Consider the following 22,571-nt stretch of genomic DNA (forward strand, 5'->3'; position numbering starts at 1 on the left):
TAACTGTTAACGCTATGGTCATGCCTACAACTTAAGTACTGGTTGTGTTTACGCTAAGCCTAGCCTAACCAGATCTGCTGAGCATTCACAAACTCACGAATGCCCTGCGGACCCAACTCCCGACCCAGACCAGAACACTTGATTCCACCACTGGGTAAGCGAGGATCGGTTTTCACAATACCGTTAACCGCGACCTGACCCACTTCAATACGGCGAGCGAGCTGTTCTCCACGAGACTTTTCCGTCCACAAACCGGCAGCTAAGCCATAACGACTGTCGTTGGCTATCGCAATCGCATGATCGGCATCACTGGCTTTCATCACCACCGCAACAGGCCCAAAGGTTTCCTCAACCGCCGCCGTCATACCCGGCTCCACATCGACTAGCAGGGTCACTGGATAGAAGAAACCTTCGCCTTCTGGAATTTCACCACCTAACAGGCAGCGCGCACCGGCGGCTTTGGTTTCTTCCACTTGGCGATGCAGGTTTTGACGAAGATCATCACGTGCCATTGGCCCCACATCGGTGGTTTCTTCAGCGGGATTACCTAGATTAAGCTTCGCCAAACGGGTTTTAAGAAGCTCGACCATCTGATCATAAACCGCATCTTCAACAATGATGCGTTTTGCCGCGATACAGGATTGACCGGCATTGATAATACGCGACAAAGTGATAATGTCAGCGGCTTTTTCCAAATCGGCATCTGATAAGACGATACAAGGATCAGAGCCACCTAATTCCAGCACGACAGGCTTAATTTCTGAACCTGCAATAGCCGCTACCGCACTTCCCGCACGCTCTGAACCGGTTAATGAAACGGCCTGAACACGAGGATCACGAATCACCGCTTCAATCGCTGCATTATCCATCGGCACATTTTGCATTAAGCCTTCAGGGGCACCGACCTTAATGAACAGATCAGCAATCGCTTGTGCACTGGCGGGAACATGAAGATCATGTTTCATCAAACAGGTATTGCCTGCCATGATGGCTGGAGCGCAGAAACGAAACGCCAACCAAAATGGAGCATTCCAAGGCAATATACCTAATACGGTACCTAGCGGCAGATACTGAACATAACTGTGCGAAGCATCTGATTCTAACGTCATCGGCGTCAAGTAGGTTTCTGCTTGCTCGGCATAGTGCTCCGCACACCAAGCGGCTTTAAGCACTTCTGCTCGCGCTTCCTTAATGGGCTTACCCATTTCAACCGTCATTAAAGGCGCTAAAGTTTCCACCTCTTCACGCATTTTTGCGGCGACGGCTTTGAGTACTTCAGCACGCTCAGTATAACTGGTTAACTTCCAGCTGTTATAAGTCTCACGTGCACGCACTAACGCCGCTTCACGAGCAGTAGCGTCAAGCATCGGAGAGTCCTGTAGCTTTTCACCGTTGGCCGGATTGATCACCGCAACCGACATTTCTGTCATAGCGCCTCCTGTGCTGCTTTCACAGCCTGTGCAAAGATTTCCAAACCTTGAGTCAAGTCTTCATCCGGAATCGTCAAAGGGGGAATCATTTTAATAACTTGACCACCGGTGCCACAGCCACCTAGCAGCAGCCCGCGATTAAAGCACTCAGTCACGATGGCTTTCGACAAGGCGCTGTCACCAATATCGATTCCTTGCATCATGCCTTTACCACGCACTTGCCATGCTCCGTTACTGGCATCAGCAAGCGTGTTGAGGGCAGCTGCCATCTGCTCGCCTTTACGCTTTACTTCTTTCATCAAGCTATCGTCTTGGAAGTACTCCATTGCCACTTTACCGGCAACAAACGAGAAACCTTGACCACGGAAAGTACCCGTATGCTCACCTGGCGACCAATGCTTATCATGCTCTGGCTTAACCAGGTTCATCGCCAAAGGTGTACCGAAACCACCGATACCTTTGGCAAGCGTGACAATATCTGGATCAAGACCCATACCATCAAAACTAAAATAGCTACCGGTGCGACCACACCCTGCTTGGATATCATCCAGAATAAATAAAGCACCCAGATCTTTCGCTAATTGCTGTACCGCTAGTAACCATTCTTGACTGGCAACATGTACACCACCTTCTGCTTGAATCGGCTCGACAACAAATGCAGCCGGTAGCTCTAAACCACTGGAGCTATCTTCAAACTGCGCTCTAAGCTTATCCAACGTGGAGGTACCACAACCTAACTTGCAGCCACGACAAGGCTTATTACACCCGAACGGCATACGGACCACATGATCCAGAGGAACACCTGCTGCATTGCGGAAATAACTATTGGCGGTCAAGGCTAAAGAACCCAGCGTCATGCCATGGAAACCATGAGTGCAAGCAACCACCGATTTACGTCCAGTCACACGTCGTGCCAACTTCAATGCCGCTTCCACCGCATTAGTGCCCGTTGGCCCCATAAATTGCATTTTATGATTCCATCCTCGTGGAACAATGATGGTATCAGCAAATGCTTGAATAAAGTCCCGTTTAACCGTCGTACTGGTATCAAGACTGTGCGCAACACCATCGGCCTCGATAAATTCAATCAAAGCCTTTTTCATTTTGGGGTTGTTATGGCCGAAGTTAAGCACGCCGGCTCCGGCAAAAAAGTCAATGTATGACTTACCCGCTTCATCCACTTGACGTGCATTGGAAGCAGACTTAAACACAGTTGGATAGATACGGCAGTAGCCGCGGATTTCTGATTCCCACTTATCGAAAACTTGCATGGAAATCCTCCTTCATATGACTGGGGTTGAACCCGTTAGTGATACTACTGAGCGATCTATCGTTATTCTGTCTCAGCAGCGTTTTTATTGAGTCACTGGGAATACAATGACTCGGTATGACACCAGCAGAAATGCCTGCTGTTTATCGTTATGGGCTATCCGGGACCGGAGCGCCCACCAGTCGTGCGTACACTCTTGCCACACGATTAATCAACGCATCGTTAAAGTCGTATTGCGCGTTGTGGCAAGGTCTACTGTGTTGTAACTGCCCATCATCGCTACCGATCAGCGCAAAAGCGCCGGGTATCTCTTTCAGGTAATAACTGAAATCTTCAGAAGCCATAATGGGTAAAGGTGTTGTTTGACTGATGACTTGATCGCCAAACTCTTGCTCAAGGGCATCCCGATAATGTGCAGCCTGTTTTGCATGATTAATCGTTGCATCATATCGAGGAAACATCTCTACGTGGCATTGCGTGCCATAAGCGCGCGCAGTGGCACCTGCAATCTCTTCGATTAAATTGGCTAATCGCTGACGGTTTGCAGGCTGGGCAATTCTAAAACCACCCTCGATGATGACTTCATCGGGTATCACGGTAGGTGAGCTGCGACCATCGATGGAGGTAACACTCAGAACCGTAGAATCTTGTGGTGGTAAACGACGACTCACAATTTGCTGAAGTGCGACCACGATAGCAGAAGCGGAAAGCACTGGATCACGACAGACTTCAGGCTGACTTGAGTGTCCACCCTGACCAGTGACGGTTAGCTTGAAGGTACCGTTACCGGCCATCACAGGGCCTTCTGGACAGACAGCTTGACCATAAGGAATAGCTGGCCAGTTATGCCAGCCGTAAATCATATCGATTCCTTTTAAGGCGCCCTCTTCAATCATGCGCAGTGCGCCATGGCCACCCTCTTCAGCAGGTTGGAAGAGCAAGGTGACAGGACCGGGAAGCTGATCTTCATGCGCTTTCAACCAATACGCAGCCATCATCAACGTGGCTGTGTGACCGTCATGACCACAAGCATGCATGCAGCCTTGCTTTTCAGAACTCCAAGGCATGCCACTTTTTTCATTGATAGGAAGTGCGTCGATGTCACCGCGCAAGGCAATATGAGGTCCTGGCTTATCCGTCGCTAGCCGACCCAAGGTGCCGTATTGCGCGCAAGACTCCCAAGGAATATTCAGCGAGGTCAGCTCAGCACGAATTCGTGCCGCTGTGGCTTCTTCTTGCCACGTCAGTTCCGGCTGCTTATGCAACTCTCTTCTTAGATGAATCGCTTGCTGTATGTATTGATCCCAAAGCGCGGTCAATTATCCCCCTTGCTCATGCGACCATGAGCTAGAACATGCACTTTACTTTATGAAATTTTTATTCCTCATGGTAATGTAGCACATGTTTTCGGGGTTACCAATCTCATTTGCAGCGAAGAACTCAAAGAATTGTCTTCAGGAAAAAATCTCCAGTATTAGCGACGTATACTTCAAACATTAGGATTGTATAATTAATTGATTTATATCAAATAATTTATCAAAAACAAAAAGAAATGCTATAAAAATTCATAGCTTATATTGAGATAAAACAATAAGCTGCTACAAAAAATCTGCTAACCTAATATTAAATACAGCCGCCAACAGGGGAGTCATCATGCAGTTCAAACTAATTATGGCATTTGTTGACGCCGACAAGACTGAAAAAGTAATGCTTGCTGCTCGCGAATCCGGTGCTACAGGAGCTACCATTATTAATAATGCACAAGGACAGGGCCTACACAAGATTGTTGGTATTCTTGGTTTTGAAGTATTAGAACCTCGTGCTGTTGTAATGATCTTGTCTGAAAGCCGAAGAACAGAGCATATTCTTGAGGCAATTTCGGTAGCGGGCGAAATGGATGAATCATTAAGCACAGGTATTGCTATTCAGATCGATGTAGATAAAGCATTGGGTCTTAAAGAGCATATCAGTGCGCTTGAAAAAGAAATCCCTGTGAAGTGATCACAAGCATTAGAAAGGATTATTTTTGAAAGAGATATTTTTAGCGTTTACCAAACAAGCGCGTGATAGTCTCAGAGACCTTATCCCTGTGTTGCTTGTTATGGCTTTTTTCCAACTTATTGTTATTCGTCAACCACTTCCAGATGGAATAAGTTTTTCCGATCTATGGATTGGTCTGTTCTCAGTTCTCATTGGCTTAACGTTGTTTATCAAAGGGCTACAAATCGGCCTCTTTCCAATGGGTGAAAGTCTTGCGCATGCGTTTGCCAAAAAGTCATCAGTTATTAGCTTGCTAGTCTTTGCTTTCGCGCTAGGCTTCGGAACAACGATAGCTGAACCAGCACTCATTGCCGTTGCAGGAAAAGCCTCTGAGGTGGTATCGGGTGGCGGAATGATTGAGGCAACATCAACAGCACAACAGCGTTTTGCTTTAGAGTTGCGCTTAGTAGTTGCCATGTCGGTTGGTAGTGCTGTTCTTATCGGCGTTTTACGCATCTTAAAAGGTTGGCCTTTACATTATATGATTATTGGCGGTTATGTGATTGTCATGGTACTTACACTCTTTGCACCTTCAGAAATTGTAGGTATTGCCTACGATTCAGGAGGCGTCACTACCTCGACAATCACAGTACCCCTAGTCACTGCTCTCGGTGTTGGACTGGCCTCTTCCATTAAAGGGCGCAGCCCAATGTTGGATGGTTTTGGATTGATCGCTTTAGCATCCGTTATGCCGATCATCTTTGTATTAAGTTATGGATTAATCCTACTTTAAGGTGGAGAGCATGGATTTTTTTAATATCTTACTTAGCACCTCATTCGACATCGCGCCGATTATTGCCATTATTTTTGGTTTTCAATATCTCGTTATTCGTAAAAAGGTCCATCGTTTACCCCAAGTCATTGTTGGCTTTGTACTGGTGTTATTGGGGCTGAGCTTATTTTTACTGGGGTTAGAAAAAGCCTTATTTCCTATGGGCAGCATGATGGCTGAACAGCTAACCTCCCCTAGCTTTTTACCTACTTTGGCAGAGGATGTTCAGCGCCACTGGTCAGACTATTATTGGGTTTATATTTTTGCATTTACCATAGGTGCTAGTACGACCATTGCAGAACCTTCGTTAATCGCAGTATCGATAAAAGCGGGGGAAATTTCCGGTGGCACGATTAATCCATTTATATTAAGGATTGCAGTGGCATTAGGTATGGCAATAGGCATTACCTTAGGTACGTGGCGCATCGTGATGGGATTACCACTGCAAGGCTTCATTTTGGGCGCCTATTTACTTGTTATTATTCAAACATTGCGATCTCCAAAAAGCATTATTCCACTGGCATTTGATTCGGGGGGTGTCACCACTTCCACCATTACGGTACCTATTATTGCAGCATTAGGTTTAGGACTAGCAACATCGATACCGGGTCGCGACCCATTGATGGATGGATTTGGCATGATCGCTTTGGCTTGTTTATTTCCAATTATTACCGTAATGGGCTACGCACAAATTGCAGAATGGCTGGAAAAACGAAACCGTTTACGTAATGAGTCATCCTAAGACTCTAGGAGAACAAGATGCGCTTTAAACTTATTTTAGCGTTCGTCGATGATGATAAAACCGATGCTCTTTTGGATGCTGCCAGAGACGCTGGCGCTACTGGAGCAACCATCATTAATAACGCCCGTGGTGAAGGGCTCAAAAAAACCAGAGGTGTTTTTGGGCTTGAAATTACCAGCAGTCGAGATGTACTTCTTTTACTGGTAGAAGAACATCGTTGTCGCAAAATTTTAGAGAAAATTGCTGAAGTGGGTGAGTTTGACGACTCTCATGGAACAGGAATTGCTTTGCAACTTGATGTAGAAGATGCCCTTGGCGTTAAGCATCAAATTAAGTCTATCACTGCACATTTCGATTCTGCTCAGGAGGATTAACGATGTCTAATCATATAAACAAAGTAGTTGCTGATGTTATGAATCAGAATTTTCGGATGATTGATGGCTTAGTAACCGTTTCTGACGCGGTGAAGTTAATGAAGCAAACGCGTTCACAAGTCCTGATCGTTGAAAAACGCGACTCTTCAGATGAGTTTGGATTGGTACTTCTCTCTGACATTGCAAAAAAAGTATTGGCCCGCAACCTATCACCCGAGCGAGTCAATGTTTATGAAATCATGTCGAAACCTGCTTTAACTGTAAAAGCACAGATGCAAATACGTTTTTGTGCACGATTGTTCAATAAATTCGGTCTAACCATGGCACCGGTTGTCAACAAAGATGATGAAATCATTGGTGTTATTAACTATGATGACCTGGTTTTAAGTGGGCTATCTAGCCTCTGATATTAGCGTTCATGACCTTATAACTTAACGCGAGGCCGATTTGCTGTACTTAAAAAGCTTTTCCCATGCATTCATCCATGCGCTCAAGAATTTGTTACCTATTCTTGTGGTAGTTTTGTTTTTTCAACTAGCTATTTTGCAACAAATACCGGAAAACAGTCTCAGTATGGCTATTGGCCTGCTGATTGTTGCTGTTGGTGTCGCGTTATTTCTACAGGGATTAGAGTTAAGTATTTTCCCTGTCGGTAAAAGCCTTTCAAACCAGTTCGCCAAAAAAGGCTCTGTACCTATTTTGTTAAGCTTTGGTTTCGCACTAGGCTTTTCAGCAGTGGTCGCAGAACCTGCTTTGATAGCAGTAGCAAGCCAAGCACAAGAAATCAGTGAAGGCAGGATTGATGCGCTCGTTTTACGCCTTTTGGTAGCAAGCTCTGTCGGTTTAGTCATTGCACTTGGCGTATTCAGAATTATTTTCGGACACCCTATTCATTGGTACATGATTATTGGCTATATCATTGTGGTCAGTGTCACCTTCTTTGCACCTGAAGAGATAGTCGGTTTAGCTTATGACTCTGGCGGAGTCACCACTAACATTGTGACGGTTCCATTGATAGCCGCGTTAGGCATAGGCCTAGCATCGTCGATACGGGGTCGTAATCCGCTTATCGATGGCTTTGGTCTAGTCGCTTTGGCGGTCATGGTTCCTATGATCAGCGTGCAGCTGTATGGCATTTTTGTCTATTCAGTCGATGTTGACAGTGTTTCTGCTCAAGTGATTCAAACAGCCGAAGTGGCTGTGACACATCCTGTGGTACAAGGTCTCTTAGATCTGTTGACCATGTTCAGAGATGTATTACCGATTCTTATCACTATTTTGTTTTTTCAATATATTGTTCTGAAGCGCCCTCTATCTAATCCGCCCAAAATTGCATTTGGTTTTCTTCTAGTCATCATTGGGTTATATGCGTTTGTTGTAGGCCTTAAAATCGGACTATTTCCAATTGGTACCAGCATGGCTGAGCAGTTGATTGGTTTAAATAGTTACGGTTTTATCTATCTTTTTGCCTTTATGATTGGCTTCGCAACCACGATGGCAGAACCCGCTTTAATTGCGGTGGGTCAACAAGCAGAGGAAGCTGCTGCAGGCAAAATTAAAGGCAATATGATCCGCATCCTCGTAGCCATGGGTGTCGCTGTCGGTATTACCATCGGTGTGTATCGACTGATTACTGGCGGATCGATTCACTATTTCATTATTGGTGGATATACGCTTGTTATTTTACTGACGATGTTAAGCCCTAAGTACATTGTTGCCTTAGCGTTTGACTTAGGTGGCGTGACCACTTCTGAAGTGACTGTACCACTGGTAACAGCTCTCGGCATTGGCCTAGCAACCCATATCGAAGGTCGTAACGTATTAATTGATGGGTTTGGCTTGATCGCTTTTGCCTCTATTTTCCCGATTGTCTCTGTCATGTGTTACGCCATTGCAGTGGACTGGTTGAACAAACTCAATAGGAAGACACTATGAAATTCTCCGTACTCGCCGCCATTGTTTCTGAAGATTATGAGCAAAAAGTGATTGATACTGCTCAAAAATCAGGGGCAGGTGGTATTACTTTGTTATCCGGAAGAGGTATTGGTAACGAAGCCAAAAAAACCTTTTTCGGTATGACCTACGAAGGCAGCCAGTCAATCGTTATTATGGTTCTTGAAAAGGGTTTATCTTTAGAGATTTTAAAAGCGATTCAAGCGCTGATATTAGACAAAGAAAACAATGACTCGCATGGTGTAGTCTTCACCATTCCACTAGAACATTTAGGCGGCATTGATCTTTCGCAATTAGCGAAGTTTGAGCAGCACCTCAAAGACACACTTTAAAGAGGACAGTATTTCATGCTTGTAAATGATGTAATGATCAAAAATGTAGTAACGGTATCTTCCTTTGCAACCCTTCGTGAAGCACTTAGCTTGATGAAGCAGCACAAACTTAAATCTCTGGTGGTAGAGAAAACATCAGACCATGATGCATACGGATTAATCACTTATACCAACATTATGAAAACCGTAGTCGCAGAAAGTGGCGATATCGATCTTATCAATGTCTATGATGTGTGCGCAAAACCCATCATCTCGGTAGGCAAAAGCTTGTCGGTAAAACATGTTGCAAGCCTAATGACTGCACAACGTGTTAAGCGAGTGATTGTAGTCGATGACAATGAGCTAATCGGTTTAGTCTGCATGAACGACATCGTTCAAACCATTATGAATACTATTGAATAAGCTATTCGGTAAACTGTGAACCTATGTGCATCAGCCATGATGCACATCTATTGGTGAAGAAGGCAACTTAGTGGGGGCGGCTGAGATTTCTTGGCTAACTAAGCTTTTTCACGAAATAATCAGTCAAATCTTTAGCTAGATCATCAATATTGACGTCAACAAAGTGCTTCACCTGAGTCATCTGCATACCGGCATAGCCACAGGGATTGATGCGCAGAAATGGCTCTAGATCCATATCCACGTTTAATGCTAATCCATGAAAAGAACAGCCACGCCTGACTCGCAATCCTAGGGAGGCGATTTTATTGCCATCCACATAGACTCCCGGTGCGTCTGGTTTTGCAGACGCCTGTATCCCGATAGAAGCGAGTAGTTCTATGACTGCGTTTTCCATCAAGGTGACAACATCGCGAACACCTAGTTTGCGACGACGCAAGTCTAACAACAGGTACACAACTAACTGACCAGGACCGTGATAGGTGATTTGGCCTCCACGATCCGTTTGCACCACCGGAATCTCGCCGGGGCTTAACAAATGCTGCGCTTTACCGGCCTGTCCTTGAGTAAACACAGGTTGATGCTGTAACAGCCAGATCTCATCCGGTGTTTCTGAATCACGCTGATTGGTAAAAGCCTGCATCTTTTCCCAAATCGGTGCATAGGGTTGCAGTCCTAATTGACGAACAATCAGATCAGTCAATTACAGCACCATATGCACGCGACCGGATGCCTTGAGTTTTTCAAATAAAGCCTGAAGTTGATCTTCGCCTGTCGCGGTCATCTTTAATCTAACAGAACGAAAACGTCCATTGCGGCTATCTTGAATAGACACCTTTTCTAGATCCAGTTCTGGATCAAAACCTTTCACCGTTTCAACAACAAAGCCAAAAAAGTCATCGGCGTTGTTACCGACTACCTTGATAGGGTAGTCAGCACAGGGAAACGTAATTTTGGGTGCTTCTGGAGTATCAGTCATCTATTGTTCACTTATCTATTCAAAAGGCCTGTAAAGAACTTTAATACGCTATGCCATAGACGCTTCACAAAACCACCTTTTTCAATGGCTTGCATGGCAACTAATGGAGTTTCATTGATGATTTCGCCATCAATGGATACCACCACTTTACCCACCATCTCTCCTTGCTCTATGGGTGCTTGAATATTGCGAGGCAGATCCAACACAACTTCCAAGCGATCTTGCTGTCCGCGAGGAATGGTCAAAGCTAGGTTTTCAGCAACACCCAATTGAATTTCATCTTTATCGCCGCCCCATACACGTTGTTGGCTGATGATTTGACCCGCAGTGTAGAGTGGTACACTTTCAAAGAAGCGGAAGGCGTAGTTTAGAAGTTGTTGTGTTTCTTGCGCGCGCGTTTCTTCGCTAGCTGATCCCATGACAACCGTAATTAAGCGCATATTGTCGCGCACCGCAGAGGCCACTAAGCAATAACCGGCTTCAGTCGTGTGGCCCGTTTTTATGCCATCAACCGTATCGTCACGCCATAGCAGTCTGTTTCTATTTGGCTGACGGATATCATTGAACTCAAAGTATTTTTCCGCATAAATAGGGTAATACTGGTGGGAATCATTGATCAACGCTCGTGATAACAATGCCAAATCAAAGGCACTTGAATACTGATTCTCGGCAGGTAGACCTGTGGCATTTTCAAAATGGGTGTTATTCATACCCAAACGTTGAGCATGCTGATTCATCAGATCGGCAAAGGCTCTTTCACTTCCGGCAACATGTTCAGCAAGGGCAACCGATGAATCATTTCCTGATGAAATAATCACACCACGCAACAGATCAAGCAGACGAACTTGACGTCCTTCTTGAATGAACATACGCGAGCCACCGGTGCGCCATGCATTTTCACTGATACTGACCATTTCCTCTTCAGAGAGGTTACCTCTAATCAATTCTAACTCGACGATATAGCTGGTCATGATCTTGACTAAACTAGCGGGTGGATAACGATCATGTTCATTTTTAGCCAAAATCACCTGCCCTGTTGCAGCATCCATAACAACATAGGAGCGCGCGGGTATTTGTGGAGGAGCTGGGATCATATTGGCGTGAGCTTGAACCACCAACAATAAGCTGGAGATGAAGACTAAAAAAAGACGATTTAAGCTTCTTGATAACATCCGTGATGCATCCCTTTCGGTTAAATTATGATGATGGGCTGTGGCCGATAGACTAACCATATACAATTAAGTTCACTCTAACACTTAAGGCTGGCTTACTAAGTGAGGTCGATGAAAACCAGCACTTGCCAAGCTTGCAATCAGTGTGTCCAAAGGTTCGCCGACCGTTAATGGGCCTATCTTAACACGGTAAACCGTTGAACCCGAGGGGGTTGCAGGGTAAATCCCAACAGGAAAGCCATTGGCTAGAGGTTGTAGTTGGCGTTGAGCACGTTGAGCCGCATCTTCAGTAGAAAAGGCTCCTACTTGTAAATAACGCCTATCGTGAGATGCTCTCATAGTCAGATTGGAACCTTGAGCAGTAACATTGTTCGCAGACGTGCTTGTCGAACTTGCAGCAGTACTCCCCGGCGCACTTGAACTGGCTGATGCTAACATCTGTCCAGAAGGTGGAGGTGGTGTGATGGCAGTCACCTCAACCCGCCCCGTTCCATGTTGCAAGATGCCTAAACGGTATGCCGCTGCATAGGAAAGATCAATTAAACGATCATCATGGAAAGGCCCACGATCATTTATACGAACAATAACTGACCTACCATTATCTAGGTTAGTCACGCGAGCAAAGGTCGGCAAAGGTAAACTTTTATGAGCTGCCGTCATTTCATACATATCATAGACCTCTCCGTTTGAGGTCAAATGTCCATGAAACTTCAAACCATACCATGAGGCAATACCCTTTTCTCGATAGCCTTCAGCGGATGGTAGTACTGTATAAGTTTGCCCGAAAACTTCATAAGGGCTTCGATTACCTCCACGACTATGAGGTTCATAGCGAGGCACTGCATCTGGCACTTTACTAACGTCCGGTGGACTTTCAGGTGCTTTATCATGCTGCATACTGTAGCGACCAAAATTGGTTTGCTGATCACTGGGAGCTTTCTTGGGTTTACCTTTGTCAGTTTGAGTGGCGCATCCGCCTAATAAAAGTAATGAAAGACTGAATATAAGCAACCAACGCATTATCACCCTCAATCAGCGCTGTCAGCGCCAAGATAAAAATTCCGAGTTAAGCTCTCTGTTTTGATTGAGCATGTGCACCAATCGACATCAAAATACCGAAGCCTGACATCAAGGTTACGATAGATGTTCCACCATAACTGATCATCGGTAATGGCACGCCAACGACAGGTAATAAACCGGTAACCATGCCTATGTTTACCATCACATAAACAAAGAAGGTTAAGGTGATACTACCCGCTAATAAACGTGCAAAACGGTCATGAGCACGCATTGCCAGTATCATACCGCGAAAAATGATTAACAAGTAAAGTACTAAGAGAAATGCTATGCCATAAAAACCCAGCTCTTCTCCTATCACTGCGATAATAAAGTCAGTGTGTGATTCTGGTAAAAAGTTCAATTGAGACTGCGTCCCCTGAAGCCACCCCTTCCCTGAAAGACCACCAGATCCTATGGCTGTTTTAGATTGAATGATATTCCAACCTGCCCCTAACGGATCACTTTCAGGATTTAAAAAGGTTAATACGCGCTGCTGTTGATAGGGTTTCATAAACCCCCAAAAAACCGGCAAACAAGCACCAATAACTGCCAGAGCACCCAGCACATAACGCCAATACAATCCAGATAACAACAACACAAACACACCTGAGGATGCAATCAATAAGCTCGTTCCTAAATCAGGTTGCTTCATGATCAAGGCGGTTGGGATAGCCATAATCAATACAGCAACGATGACTTGCTTGAAGCTTGGTGGCAATTGATCACGCACTAAATAAGCCGCAACTGCCATAGGCAACACCAGCTTCATCAACTCTGAGGGTTGGAAGCGAAAACCGGGTAAGGCAATCCAGCGCTGGGCACCCTTGGCAGATACACCAAACAGCATTACCGCAACGAGCAAGGCTAACACAAACAGATATAACCAAGGGGTTAAGGTCACCAAGGTTCTTGGCTTCACCTGCGCCAAAAAAATCAACATAAAGAAGCCAGCACCCATGCGTATCGCTTGTCGCTTGACGTCGCCAATATCCTGCCCTGATGCACTATAGAGCACAAATAAGCCATAGCCACAGAGCATAAGAAGCAGCAATAGTAGCCAAGCATCCAAGTGAGTATAGCTCCACAAGCTCGGCGCTCGCCTAAAGTGGGTGCTAGCACCCGGCATGGTGCGCTGAAAATCACGACTCACCATCGTCTAGCTCCTCTTCTTCATCACCGTATTCACCCAAGATCCAAGCATCCATTACTTGTCTGGCAATAGGCGCCGCGACACTGGAACCACCGCCACCATTCTCGACCACGATGGCCAAGGCGATTTTTGGATCATCGACAGGCGCAAAGGCAATAAATAATGCATGGTCACGATTTCTCTCACTCAGCTCATCGGGTCTGTAGCGCCCATCATCGGGAAGGGCAACCACTTGCGCTGTACCTGTTTTACTGGCCATTTGGTACTGCATTCCCTGACCTACTCGACGAGCGGTACCCGTAGGACCATGCACAACATCCACCATGCCTTTGATAATGGGATCCCAAAAGCTTGGATTGGTGACAACAACATCCTCGGGAACAGGTCGAGATTCAACAATATCAGGCAGTGTTAGAACCTCGCCCTCTTCTGTAGTCTCGACAACTCCTTTCAATAAGCGCGGTTGCTGCCATTGACCGCGATTAGCTAAGACATTAGCAGCGATGGCTAACTGTAAAGGCGTCACAACTACAAACCCCTGACCGATACTCATATTCACTGAATCGCCAGGGTACCAAGGCTCATTTAGGGTTGCTCGCTTCCATTCAGCTGTAGGCAACACACCTGTGATCGCCTCTGGCGTGTCTAACGCAGTTATCTGACCAAAGCCAAATTTTCGCAAGTAACGGGCCATAGGCTCATTACCCATGCGATGACCAACATCGTAGTACCAAGTATTCACGGATTGGGCGATAGCGGTGGGTAAATTTACACGCCCATGCCCCCCTCTTCGCCAATCACGATAGCGTCGCCCACCCGGTGTGATTTGGTAATATCCAGGATCCCATATGGTATAGTCTGGACGAACAGTCCCAGAGTCTATGGCAGCCAATCCCATAATGGGTTTTAAAGTTGACCCAGGTTTATAGCCACCTCTAACTGCACGATTGAATAAAGGAATATCCAAATCTTCTTGCAGCTCTGTGTAGTCCGCGTGGGAAATTCCCATTACAAATAAGTTGGGATCATAGGTCGGGGTACTGACTAAGGCTAAAATACCACCTGTTTTGGGATCAAGGGCAACAACTGATGCGCGCCTTCCCTCAAGAAGTTTTTCGGTAAACTGCTGTAGGCGTAGATCTAAACTGAGCTGAATATCTGCTCCCGGGGTAGGATCCTGTTGCTCTAGAACACGAAGCACACGCCCTCGAGCATTGGTTTCTACCTTTCTGAAACCCACTTCACCATGCAAAATGGGTTCATAAAAACGCTCGACACCTAACTTACCAACGTAGTTAGTGCCCGCATACTTAACCGGATCTAAGGTTTCTAAATCGCGCTCGTTAATGCGGCCTACATAGCCTAAAGCATGAACGGCAGAGGCACCAAATGGATAGTAACGTATCAAATCAGCTTCGACCTGAACGCCAGGCAACTGATGATAGTTAACTGAAATTTTTGCAATTTCTTCTTCAGTTAAACGAAAACGTAAAGGGACGGTCTCGTAGGGCCGACGACGTTGCTGTAAGCGCTGCCGGAATCGTTCAACATCACGGTCGCTGATCTCGATTAAGTCAGTCAGCGCTTCAAGCGTTTCATCTATATTGGAAATCTCTTCACGCAGTAACGTCACACTGAAGGTAGGCTGATTATCCGCTAACAGTATTCCGTTGCGATCATAAATCAAACCACGTCTCGGTGGTACGGGCTGAAGTTGTATTCGATTTCGATCGGATATGGCTGCATATCGATCATACTCTACGACCTGTAAGAAATAGACGCGGCCAAGCAGAATAAATAAAACCAGTGTCACTATGACCAGCGCTAAGATAGCCCGCAGTTTAAACGTGCGTCCGTCTTGGCTGTAATCCTTGATTGTTTCCTGCTGCATAGTAACCTGTTATTTGTGGTAGGGGTGACCCTGAAGCAACGTCCATGCTCGATAGATTTGTTCAGCTAACACGATACGAACAAGCGGATGAGGCAAAGTCAGTGCTGATAAAGACCACTTTTGATCGGCTCTTTCCAAGCACCTAGGATCCAGACCATCGGGACCACCTACCAGTAGACACACATTGACACCACCCATCCGCCAATCATCGGCCTGCTGTGCCAGTTGTTCTGTACTCCAGGATTTGCCTTTTACATCTAGGGCGACGACACGTTCATTTTTACCTATCGCCGCCAACATAGCGTCACCCTCAGCACGCATGGCTCTGGCAATATCAGCACCCTTCCCCCGATAACCAGGGGAAAGCTCAACTAACTCAAGTTGAAAGTCGGCAGGTAGGCGCTTGCTGTATTCCTGATAGCCGGTTTCAACCCAACTGGGCATTTTTTGCCCTACGGCCAGAACTCGAATACGCATGCTAAGCGGTCGTTACAGCTTCTTCTGTTGAATGACGCCACAAACGCTCTAGATCATAGAAGCTTCGGGCATCAGGCATCATTACATGAACAACAATGTCGCCCAAATCGACCAGAACCCAGTCACCGCCTTCTTGTCCTTCGCTACCCATCGGTTTGATACCTAGCTCTTTGACTTTTTGCAGCACTTCATTTGCCATAGACAAAACGTGACGACGCGACGTGCCGCTCACGATGATCATATAATCTGTGACACTGGATTTACCTTTCACATCGATCATGACAAGATCGCGTGCTTTCATATCATCCAGAATAGTTTGTACTTTTTCGATCAGTTGCTCAGTTTGCATCACTAATCCAATCACCTCGTTGATAGCCGTAAAGCTGATGTTGTTTGATATATTCCCAGACTTGATCTGGGGTTAAATAGCGTGGCGTTTTACCTTGCGCTACCAAGTTGCGTATTTGTGTAGCAGAGATACCCAGTGGGGTTAACTCATGGATCATGACCGCACCGCAGGGCTGCTGCCACAGCATGTCAGTCGATTCTATTTGATGACGGCGAGTAAAGTCGTCCATCACATCATCTGCTGTATAAGCATAGCCCGGTCTTGCAACGGCAATGATATGACAGAGCGACAAAAAAGTATGCCAGTCTTTCCAACTCGGCAAACTTAAATAAGCATCCATCCCCATCACCATGCAGATAGGCTTATCTGGTCCCAAGCTTTGACGAAGAGAGGCCAATGTCAGTGCCGAGTATGAAGGTGTATGCGCATCCACTTCACGAGAGTCAACCTGCAAACTCGCCGCATCCGCCACAGCCAGTTCAACCATCGCTAATCGATCCTTGGCTGAACAGCCCGGTTCACTGCGATGCACAGGCTCACCTGAGGGTATCAGGGTAACCTGTTTAACCTTAAGCCACTGCTGAAGTTCCAACGCAGTTCGCAGATGTCCGTTATGGACGGGATCAAAGGTCCCGCCCATAAACACATAGGGTTCTACTAACTGCATGAATTACTGCCGTATATGACCATCACCCAAGACAACATATTTTTCAGATGTTAGGCCTTCTAATCCTACCGGCCCACGTGCATGAATTTTGTCTGTTGAGATACCAATTTCTGCACCCAAACCATATTCAAATCCATCTGCAAAGCGTGTTGAAGCGTTCACCATAACAGAACTTGAATCTACCGCACGAAGGAATATCCGAGCATCGGTATAATTTTCGGTCACAATAGAGTCGGTATGATGAGAACCATAGTGATTAATGTGGCGAATAGCATCATCCAAGCTATCAACTACTTTAATGGCCAGCACGGGCGCAAGATACTCGGTAAACCAGTCTTCTTCTGTTGCCGTTTTGATATAAGGCAGGCTTTGGCGTGCCACTTCACAGCCTCGCAACTCCACACCAGATGACTGATAACGTTCGGCTAAATCAGGAAGCACATCGGCGGCTAAATCTGAATGAACCAATAGAGTTTCCATGGTGTTGCACGTGCCATAACGATGAGTTTTGGCATTCAACGCAATATTAATGGCTTTCGCTTTATCTGCGGCTTTGTCGATATAGACATGACAAACGCCATCAAGGTGTTTAATCACTGGCACACGCGCATCTTTAGAGATGCGCTCGATTAAGCCTTTACCACCGCGCGGAACGATAACATCCACATACTCAGGCATGGTAATCAAGTGACCCACCGCCTCTCGATCGGTGGTATTAACAACCTGAACAACGGCTTCAGGCAACCCTGCTTGCTTTAGACCAATTTTTATACATTCTGCTATGGCTTGATTAGAGTGCATCGCCTCTGAGCCACCACGTAAAATCGTAGCATTGCCAGACTTCAGGCATAGACTTGCTGCTTCAACCGTCACGTTAGGGCGAGATTCATAAATAATCCCCACAACCCCTAAAGGAACACGCATCTTGCCAACTTGAATACCACTAGGACGATAATTCATTCCAGTAATACCACCGACAGGGTCAGGTAAGGCAGTTACCTGATGCAAGCCTTCAATCATAGCGTTAACTCGAGCAGGCGTTAGCTCAAGGCGATCTAACATCGCGGCATCCAAACCTTTTTCACGACCTGCCTGCAAGTCTTTGTCATTTGCGGCATGAAGATCAGCTCTTGCTGCATCCAACGCAGCAGCCATTGCTTGTAGGGCACGATTTTTTTGACCTGTTTCAGCTCTAGCCATGGTATTTGCTGCGTGTCGAGCTTGTTTGCCCAACTCAATCATATATGCTTCAGTATTCATTCAACCTATCCGCTATAACGGTTGCATCGGTGATTCGGTAAAGTGGGTTATTATAGCTTGCTTGAACCTATGGGTCATGCGCATTTCACAGAAGATAAGAAGTATCTAATCGTCTGTGTGACTCTGGACGATGAACTGGTATGATTTACAGCAATTTTTGAGGTTTTCGGAACATTTCTGCCATGGAAAACACCCCTGTCGTTACTGAGACACCTGCACCGCGCTTTCGTCCCATTTGGGTTACTCTATTAGTTAGTTTGATAGGCATGTTTGCTACCCTTTTTTGGCTCGAACAGGACAATTCTCGCCTAGCGGAAGAACATGCCTTACTTAGCAGTGGCGCTCTGGCTGAAAGTGCCAGTTTATTATTGACCCCTCTGGTCATAAATGAAGACCGCATTAGCATCAATTACCTATTAAATGAAATGGCCAGCCAACCTGTTATCAAAGGCATGCGTCTGACGGACAGTCAAGGCACCATTTTAGGACTGAGTGGAAGCCAACAGGGCCAAACGCTTAATGTTGAACTCATGAAGAATGAAGAACCCCTGGGTAAGTTAGAAGTCTGGGCGGATGGCACTAGCTTATTGGATATGCTTCAGCGTCAACAAACAACCATGGCCATTGGTGCTGGGGTGACGCTGGTCTTTCTACTGTTCACATTATTGATTATTTCTCGCCCTAAAGTTGAAAAACCTGAAGAGGAAGAGGATTCCATCGACTTTGATAAAGTATTGCAACAAGTCACTCAAGATGACCTTGATGATAGTTTGCCTACATTAGATCCAGATGATTTGGATAGCTTAGATTTAAGCCCTATTCTACCTGACATTCACGCACCAAAGGCGACTGAACCCCAATACCAAAAGCCTGATTCAACCTACTCAGCACCACTAGCATCAAGCTCTCACTTTGAGCCCTACGCTAAAGTGAAAGAAGAATCTAAACCTGCACCTAGTTCAGATTTAAGAACCGCTGAAATCAAGCGTCTTGTTGCAGAGCGCGACATTCCTGATGCCTTAGACGACGTTTCGATCCACTTAAGTTCACGTGATGAAGAGCTTGATAATGACGAACTCGTGTCACTCCTGCGCCCTGAAAGAGACACGCCTCAGATGCCTCGTTTTACACCGATTAGCGCAGGCAGCACACGTGATCTTGATAAGTTCGACAAGGATTCATGGGTTGAACTGGAAGAACGCGAACCTGAACCCAACATCACTCTGCCTCGATCTAATCCTCTACTGAGTGCACTGGATGATGACGAAGATCTGCCTAATATCTTTGCATTTGAAAAGGACCTTGAGCTGTTAGTCCCTGCTAAAGAGGCGGGATACTTACTGCTAGTCGATACAACAAGTGCACACTCAGAATTGGTTGAAGAAGAGGAACATCAAACGCTACTGAAGACCTACTTCACGCTGGCTCAATCCGTTGCTTCTATCTACAACGGCCGTGTCGAGAAAGCGTCTAATGGCGATTTACAGATAATTTTCGATCAACCACAAGAAGACGACACTCACGGTGTTAATGCGATGTGCGCTGCGATGTTGTTTACCCATCTTTATAAGCAGTACAACCATTCGCGCATCCGCTTATTTAGACCCGTGATGAATTTACACATGGCACTGGTACGAGGCAAAGCAGAAAAACTGGATAGACTGCTTGAAGAAGCCCGTTTCTTAACCCGAACAACACAAAGTAACGAACTGATCAGTCATACTGCCTTGACAGAATCACCGCAATTGAAAGAGTCTTTACTCGAAGGCGCCAGCATTCGTAGGGAAGCTGAAGACAAGGTACTTATTTTACAGATAAGCCAGTCTTATCAAGACCTTCTTGAAAAACAATCTAGACACTTGATGAGCAAACTGAATCAGTAAGCAAGCATCCAAGCCCCTTTAAACATAAAAAATCCCGCTTTAGATTGCGGGATTTTTTAGTTTTAAGCTGATGGCTCTTACCCTACGCTGATGGCTCTTCCCCACCCGCCTTAATCACTTGCAAACCATCGACGCGCTGATAGCCTCTAGGTAACTTGTTACCACGACGCCCTCGCTCACCTCGATAGTGTTCAAGATCAGAGCCTTTTAACTTCAGATGCTGCCTTCCTGAAATAACCTGCAGTTGATCTTCAGGTGATAGTACCGCCACAGCGACCAAGAGTTCTTCACGACTCGCAGCTCGTGCGGATGGGATATTCAGAATTTTATTACCCTTACCTTTGGACAGCTCTGGCAACTCACTGACAGGGAAAACCAGCATTCGACCTTCATTGGTAACCGCGACAAGCAAATCTTGTTCAGCATTATGGATACGGATTGGACTTAATACCTGTGAATTTTTAGGTAGCGTCAGCGCCGCTTTACCATTTTTGGTTTTACTACTCAGATCGGCAATACGGGTCACGAAGCCATAGCCAGCATCGGAAGCAAGCAACACTTGATCCGTCTCTGCACCACAGATCATGCCATCGATGGTGGCACCTTTCGGCAAAGTGAGTTTACCCGTCACTGGCTCGCCCTGCCCTCTAGCTGAAGGAAGTGTATGCGTATCCAGCGTGTAACTGCGACCGGTTGAATCCATCAAAATGGTCGGTTGATTCATCCGTCCTAGACAAGCCAGCTTAAATCCGTCACCTGATTTGTAACTTAACCCCGCGGCATCAATGTCATGCCCACGAGCCGCACGAACCCAGCCTTGCTTGGACAATACAACCGTTACCGGATCTGAGGTCAGTAGATCTTTTTCGCTAAAGGCTTGTGCTTCAGCTCGCTGCATCAGCGGTGAACGACGCTCATCACCAAATTCCTCAGCAGTGGCTTCGATCTCTTCTCGAATTAGCTTGCGCATTTTTTCAGAAGACGCGAGTGTTTCTTCTAGGGTTTTGCGCTCTTCTTCCAATTCATTTTGTTCGGTACGGATTTTGAACTCTTCTAAACGTGCTAAATGACGTAATTTAAGGTCCAAAATGGCATCGGCTTGAATTTCGGTAATACCAAAACGTGCCACCATCTCCTGCTTTGGATTTTCTTCTTCTCGAATGATTCTGATCACTTCATCAATATTGAGGTAGGCAATCATTAAACCTTGAAGAATATGTAAGCGATCCAATACTTTTTGCAAACGATGCTGCAAACGACGGCGAACAACTTCGGTTCGCCAACTGAGCCATTCGGTCAAAATCTGGCGCAGATCTTTAACCTGCGGGCGTCCATCGATACCGATCATATTCATATTCACGCGATAACTGCGCTCAAGATCGGTAGAGGCAAATAAGTGCGCCATCAACTGCTCCGCATCGATGCGGTTTGATCGTGGCACAATCACTAAACGTGTTGGGTTTTCATGATCGGATTCATCACGCAAATCACTGACCATCGGCAGTTTTTTCTGCTGCATTTGTGCGGCAATCTGCTCTAGGATTTTATTTCCAGAAACCTGATAAGGCAGAGCAGTAATGACGATATCGCCATCTTCGCGCATATAGACTGCGCGCATTTTTAACGAGCCACGTCCGGTAATGTATAGCTTTAGCAGCTCATCACGTGGCGTGATAATTTCGGCATCCGTTGGCATATCGGGGCCGGGCATAATTTCGCACAGTGCTTCGATATCGGCTTGCGGATTATCCAACAAATGGATACAGGCCGCGGCTACCTCTCGCAAGTTATGGGGTGGAATATCGGTTGCCATACCCACGGCAATGCCTGTTCCACCGTTCAACAGTATATTAGGTAAACGAGCAGGCAATACTTCAGGTTCGTCCAGCGTACCGTCAAAGTTAGGTTGCCAGGTGACCGTACCTAAACCTAACTCTTTCAGCAGAACTTCAGCGTAGGGAGACAGGCGCGATTCTGTATAACGCATCGCCGCAAAGGACTTGGGATCATCCGGCGAACCCCAGTTACCTTGACCATCCACCAGCGGGTAGCGATAGCTAAAGGGTTGAGCCATTAACACCATTGCTTCGTAACAGGCTGAGTCACCATGTGGATGAAACTTACCCAGTACGTCACCGACGGTTCTTGCTGATTTCTTGTACTTTGCTGTTGCCTTTAGGCCTAGCTCAGACATGGCATACACAATACGGCGCTGTACCGGCTTCATACCATCACCTATGTGTGGCAGAGCACGATCCAAAATGACGTACATGGAATAATCTAAATAGGCTTTTTCACTGAAATGCCGTAGCGGAAGACTTTCAGTTTCACCGTTAAACGTTGTTTCTATGCTCATTTAAATTCCGGTTTGG

Annotated in this window: 23 protein-coding genes; 9 read left to right on the forward strand and 14 right to left on the reverse strand. The window is 46.1% G+C overall.

What is annotated here, in order from left to right; all coding sequences use genetic code 11:
- Nucleotides 1-59 precede the first annotated feature (59 nt).
- The 3 genes from F7R24_RS07265 to doeB2 all read right to left on the reverse strand — a co-directional run bounded on the left by F7R24_RS07265 (nucleotide 60) and on the right by doeB2 (nucleotide 4,019).
- On the reverse strand, nucleotides 60-1,430 hold the full coding sequence (locus F7R24_RS07265) for an NAD-dependent succinate-semialdehyde dehydrogenase (RefSeq protein WP_240776028.1): 1,371 nt from the start codon (nucleotides 1,428-1,430) through the stop codon (nucleotides 60-62).
- A complete protein-coding gene (locus tag F7R24_RS07270; protein WP_151670577.1) occupies nucleotides 1,427-2,701 on the reverse strand; it encodes an aspartate aminotransferase family protein in 1,275 nt (424 codons plus the stop codon). The genes F7R24_RS07265 and F7R24_RS07270 overlap by 4 nt, the downstream gene beginning before the upstream one ends.
- Nucleotides 2,702-2,849: 148 nt before the next feature.
- A complete protein-coding gene (doeB2, locus tag F7R24_RS07275; protein WP_151670578.1) occupies nucleotides 2,850-4,019 on the reverse strand; it encodes a N(2)-acetyl-L-2,4-diaminobutanoate deacetylase DoeB2 in 1,170 nt (389 codons plus the stop codon).
- Nucleotides 4,020-4,353: 334 nt separating this feature from the next.
- Here doeB2 and F7R24_RS07280 point away from each other — a divergent pair, with 334 nt between their 5' ends.
- The 8 genes from F7R24_RS07280 to F7R24_RS07315 all read left to right on the forward strand — a co-directional run bounded on the left by F7R24_RS07280 (nucleotide 4,354) and on the right by F7R24_RS07315 (nucleotide 9,315).
- Nucleotides 4,354-4,701, forward strand: coding sequence for a P-II family nitrogen regulator (locus tag F7R24_RS07280; protein ID WP_151670579.1), 348 nt, complete (start codon nucleotides 4,354-4,356; stop codon nucleotides 4,699-4,701).
- Nucleotides 4,702-4,801: 100 nt separating this feature from the next.
- Nucleotides 4,802-5,473 (forward strand): DUF1538 domain-containing protein, encoded by a 672-nt coding sequence (locus F7R24_RS07285; protein ID WP_151670649.1) that lies wholly within the window; start codon nucleotides 4,802-4,804, stop codon nucleotides 5,471-5,473.
- 10 nt (nucleotides 5,474-5,483) lie between these two features.
- Entirely contained in the window at nucleotides 5,484-6,254 is a 771-nt protein-coding gene (locus tag F7R24_RS07290; RefSeq protein WP_151670580.1) for a DUF1538 domain-containing protein, read from the forward strand.
- 17 nt (nucleotides 6,255-6,271) lie between these two features.
- Nucleotides 6,272-6,628, forward strand: a complete 357-nt coding sequence (locus F7R24_RS07295) for a P-II family nitrogen regulator (protein ID WP_151670581.1) — start codon at nucleotides 6,272-6,274, stop codon at nucleotides 6,626-6,628.
- A gap of 2 nt (nucleotides 6,629-6,630) precedes the next feature.
- A complete protein-coding gene (locus F7R24_RS07300) occupies nucleotides 6,631-7,035 on the forward strand; it encodes a CBS domain-containing protein (protein WP_151670582.1) in 405 nt (134 codons plus the stop codon).
- A 106-nt stretch (nucleotides 7,036-7,141) separates the two neighbouring features.
- Nucleotides 7,142-8,563 (forward strand): DUF1538 domain-containing protein, encoded by a 1,422-nt coding sequence (locus F7R24_RS14945; protein WP_338087097.1) that lies wholly within the window; start codon nucleotides 7,142-7,144, stop codon nucleotides 8,561-8,563.
- Nucleotides 8,560-8,913, forward strand: a complete 354-nt coding sequence (locus tag F7R24_RS07310; protein ID WP_151670584.1) for a P-II family nitrogen regulator — start codon at nucleotides 8,560-8,562, stop codon at nucleotides 8,911-8,913. Before F7R24_RS14945 ends, F7R24_RS07310 begins: the two co-directional genes overlap by 4 nt.
- A 15-nt stretch (nucleotides 8,914-8,928) precedes the next feature.
- The gene (locus F7R24_RS07315; RefSeq protein WP_151670585.1) at nucleotides 8,929-9,315 is read left to right on the forward strand and encodes a CBS domain-containing protein; all 387 of its coding nucleotides are present in this window, start codon (nucleotides 8,929-8,931) and stop codon (nucleotides 9,313-9,315) included.
- Nucleotides 9,316-9,409: 94 nt separating this feature from the next.
- Here the strand turns inward: F7R24_RS07315 and lipB are convergent, their stop codons facing one another.
- The 10 genes from lipB to F7R24_RS07365 form a co-directional block, all read right to left on the reverse strand.
- Nucleotides 9,410-9,955: a lipoyl(octanoyl) transferase LipB gene (gene lipB / locus F7R24_RS07320; RefSeq protein ID WP_240776031.1), complete on the reverse strand. Its 546-nt coding sequence runs from the start codon at nucleotides 9,953-9,955 to the stop codon at nucleotides 9,410-9,412.
- Nucleotides 9,956-10,015: 60 nt separating this feature from the next.
- Complete coding sequence (locus F7R24_RS07325) at nucleotides 10,016-10,291, reverse strand: YbeD family protein (RefSeq protein WP_151670587.1); 276 nt, start codon at nucleotides 10,289-10,291, stop codon at nucleotides 10,016-10,018.
- Between the two features lie 11 nt (nucleotides 10,292-10,302).
- Nucleotides 10,303-11,463, reverse strand: a complete 1,161-nt coding sequence (locus F7R24_RS07330; RefSeq protein ID WP_151670588.1) for a D-alanyl-D-alanine carboxypeptidase family protein — start codon at nucleotides 11,461-11,463, stop codon at nucleotides 10,303-10,305.
- A gap of 84 nt (nucleotides 11,464-11,547) precedes the next feature.
- A complete protein-coding gene (locus F7R24_RS07335; protein ID WP_151670589.1) occupies nucleotides 11,548-12,483 on the reverse strand; it encodes a septal ring lytic transglycosylase RlpA family protein in 936 nt (311 codons plus the stop codon).
- A 46-nt stretch (nucleotides 12,484-12,529) separates the two neighbouring features.
- Nucleotides 12,530-13,675, reverse strand: coding sequence for a rod shape-determining protein RodA (gene rodA / locus F7R24_RS07340; RefSeq protein WP_151670590.1), 1,146 nt, complete (start codon nucleotides 13,673-13,675; stop codon nucleotides 12,530-12,532).
- Nucleotides 13,662-15,563, reverse strand: a complete 1,902-nt coding sequence (gene mrdA, locus F7R24_RS07345) for a penicillin-binding protein 2 (protein ID WP_151670591.1) — start codon at nucleotides 15,561-15,563, stop codon at nucleotides 13,662-13,664. The genes rodA and mrdA overlap by 14 nt, the downstream gene beginning before the upstream one ends.
- A 9-nt stretch (nucleotides 15,564-15,572) precedes the next feature.
- Nucleotides 15,573-16,040, reverse strand: a complete 468-nt coding sequence (rlmH, locus tag F7R24_RS07350) for a 23S rRNA (pseudouridine(1915)-N(3))-methyltransferase RlmH (protein ID WP_151670592.1) — start codon at nucleotides 16,038-16,040, stop codon at nucleotides 15,573-15,575.
- A 1-nt stretch (nucleotide 16,041) separates the two neighbouring features.
- Nucleotides 16,042-16,389, reverse strand: a complete 348-nt coding sequence (rsfS, locus tag F7R24_RS07355) for a ribosome silencing factor (protein ID WP_151670593.1) — start codon at nucleotides 16,387-16,389, stop codon at nucleotides 16,042-16,044.
- Nucleotides 16,379-17,056, reverse strand: a complete 678-nt coding sequence (nadD, locus tag F7R24_RS07360) for a nicotinate-nucleotide adenylyltransferase (protein WP_240776030.1) — start codon at nucleotides 17,054-17,056, stop codon at nucleotides 16,379-16,381. Before nadD ends, rsfS begins: the two co-directional genes overlap by 11 nt.
- A 3-nt stretch (nucleotides 17,057-17,059) precedes the next feature.
- A complete protein-coding gene (locus tag F7R24_RS07365) occupies nucleotides 17,060-18,316 on the reverse strand; it encodes a glutamate-5-semialdehyde dehydrogenase (RefSeq protein WP_151670594.1) in 1,257 nt (418 codons plus the stop codon).
- Between the two features lie 182 nt (nucleotides 18,317-18,498).
- Between F7R24_RS07365 and F7R24_RS07370 the strand changes: the two genes are divergently transcribed.
- Nucleotides 18,499-20,199 (forward strand): hypothetical protein, encoded by a 1,701-nt coding sequence (locus F7R24_RS07370; protein WP_151670595.1) that lies wholly within the window; start codon nucleotides 18,499-18,501, stop codon nucleotides 20,197-20,199.
- Between the two features lie 82 nt (nucleotides 20,200-20,281).
- Here F7R24_RS07370 and parC read toward each other — a convergent pair whose 3' ends face one another.
- Complete coding sequence (gene parC, locus F7R24_RS07375) at nucleotides 20,282-22,555, reverse strand: DNA topoisomerase IV subunit A (RefSeq protein WP_151670596.1); 2,274 nt, start codon at nucleotides 22,553-22,555, stop codon at nucleotides 20,282-20,284.
- Between the last annotated feature and the right edge of the window lie 16 nt (nucleotides 22,556-22,571).

Source organism: Nitrincola schmidtii (assembly GCF_008973715.1).
GTDB classification, from domain to species: Bacteria; Pseudomonadota; Gammaproteobacteria; order Pseudomonadales; family Balneatricaceae; genus Nitrincola; species Nitrincola schmidtii.

What these genes read in the sequence shown, in the direction of transcription:
- rlmH (WP_151670592.1), bottom strand. Translation starts at nt 16,040, where the DNA reads ATGCGTATTCGAGTTCTGGCCGTAGGGCAAAAAATGCCCAGTTGGGTT.
- F7R24_RS07290 (WP_151670580.1), top strand. Translation starts at nt 5,484, where the DNA reads ATGGATTTTTTTAATATCTTACTTAGCACCTCATTCGACATCGCGCCG.
- F7R24_RS07300 (WP_151670582.1), top strand. Translation starts at nt 6,631, where the DNA reads ATGTCTAATCATATAAACAAAGTAGTTGCTGATGTTATGAATCAGAAT.
- F7R24_RS07280 (WP_151670579.1), top strand. Translation starts at nt 4,354, where the DNA reads ATGCAGTTCAAACTAATTATGGCATTTGTTGACGCCGACAAGACTGAA.
- rodA (WP_151670590.1), bottom strand. Translation starts at nt 13,675, where the DNA reads ATGGTGAGTCGTGATTTTCAGCGCACCATGCCGGGTGCTAGCACCCAC.
- F7R24_RS07365 (WP_151670594.1), bottom strand. Translation starts at nt 18,316, where the DNA reads ATGAATACTGAAGCATATATGATTGAGTTGGGCAAACAAGCTCGACAC.
- F7R24_RS07325 (WP_151670587.1), bottom strand. Translation starts at nt 10,291, where the DNA reads ATGACTGATACTCCAGAAGCACCCAAAATTACGTTTCCCTGTGCTGAC.
- mrdA (WP_151670591.1), bottom strand. Translation starts at nt 15,563, where the DNA reads ATGCAGCAGGAAACAATCAAGGATTACAGCCAAGACGGACGCACGTTT.
- F7R24_RS07310 (WP_151670584.1), top strand. Translation starts at nt 8,560, where the DNA reads ATGAAATTCTCCGTACTCGCCGCCATTGTTTCTGAAGATTATGAGCAA.
- F7R24_RS07330 (WP_151670588.1), bottom strand. Translation starts at nt 11,463, where the DNA reads ATGTTATCAAGAAGCTTAAATCGTCTTTTTTTAGTCTTCATCTCCAGC.
- F7R24_RS07295 (WP_151670581.1), top strand. Translation starts at nt 6,272, where the DNA reads ATGCGCTTTAAACTTATTTTAGCGTTCGTCGATGATGATAAAACCGAT.
- nadD (WP_240776030.1), bottom strand. Translation starts at nt 17,056, where the DNA reads ATGCAGTTAGTAGAACCCTATGTGTTTATGGGCGGGACCTTTGATCCC.
- F7R24_RS07285 (WP_151670649.1), top strand. Translation starts at nt 4,802, where the DNA reads ATGGCTTTTTTCCAACTTATTGTTATTCGTCAACCACTTCCAGATGGA.
- F7R24_RS07270 (WP_151670577.1), bottom strand. Translation starts at nt 2,701, where the DNA reads ATGCAAGTTTTCGATAAGTGGGAATCAGAAATCCGCGGCTACTGCCGT.
- parC (WP_151670596.1), bottom strand. Translation starts at nt 22,555, where the DNA reads ATGAGCATAGAAACAACGTTTAACGGTGAAACTGAAAGTCTTCCGCTA.
- lipB (WP_240776031.1), bottom strand. Translation starts at nt 9,955, where the DNA reads ATGCAGGCTTTTACCAATCAGCGTGATTCAGAAACACCGGATGAGATC.
- F7R24_RS07370 (WP_151670595.1), top strand. Translation starts at nt 18,499, where the DNA reads ATGGAAAACACCCCTGTCGTTACTGAGACACCTGCACCGCGCTTTCGT.
- F7R24_RS07335 (WP_151670589.1), bottom strand. Translation starts at nt 12,483, where the DNA reads ATGCGTTGGTTGCTTATATTCAGTCTTTCATTACTTTTATTAGGCGGA.
- F7R24_RS07315 (WP_151670585.1), top strand. Translation starts at nt 8,929, where the DNA reads ATGCTTGTAAATGATGTAATGATCAAAAATGTAGTAACGGTATCTTCC.
- rsfS (WP_151670593.1), bottom strand. Translation starts at nt 16,389, where the DNA reads ATGCAAACTGAGCAACTGATCGAAAAAGTACAAACTATTCTGGATGAT.
- F7R24_RS07265 (WP_240776028.1), bottom strand. Translation starts at nt 1,430, where the DNA reads ATGACAGAAATGTCGGTTGCGGTGATCAATCCGGCCAACGGTGAAAAG.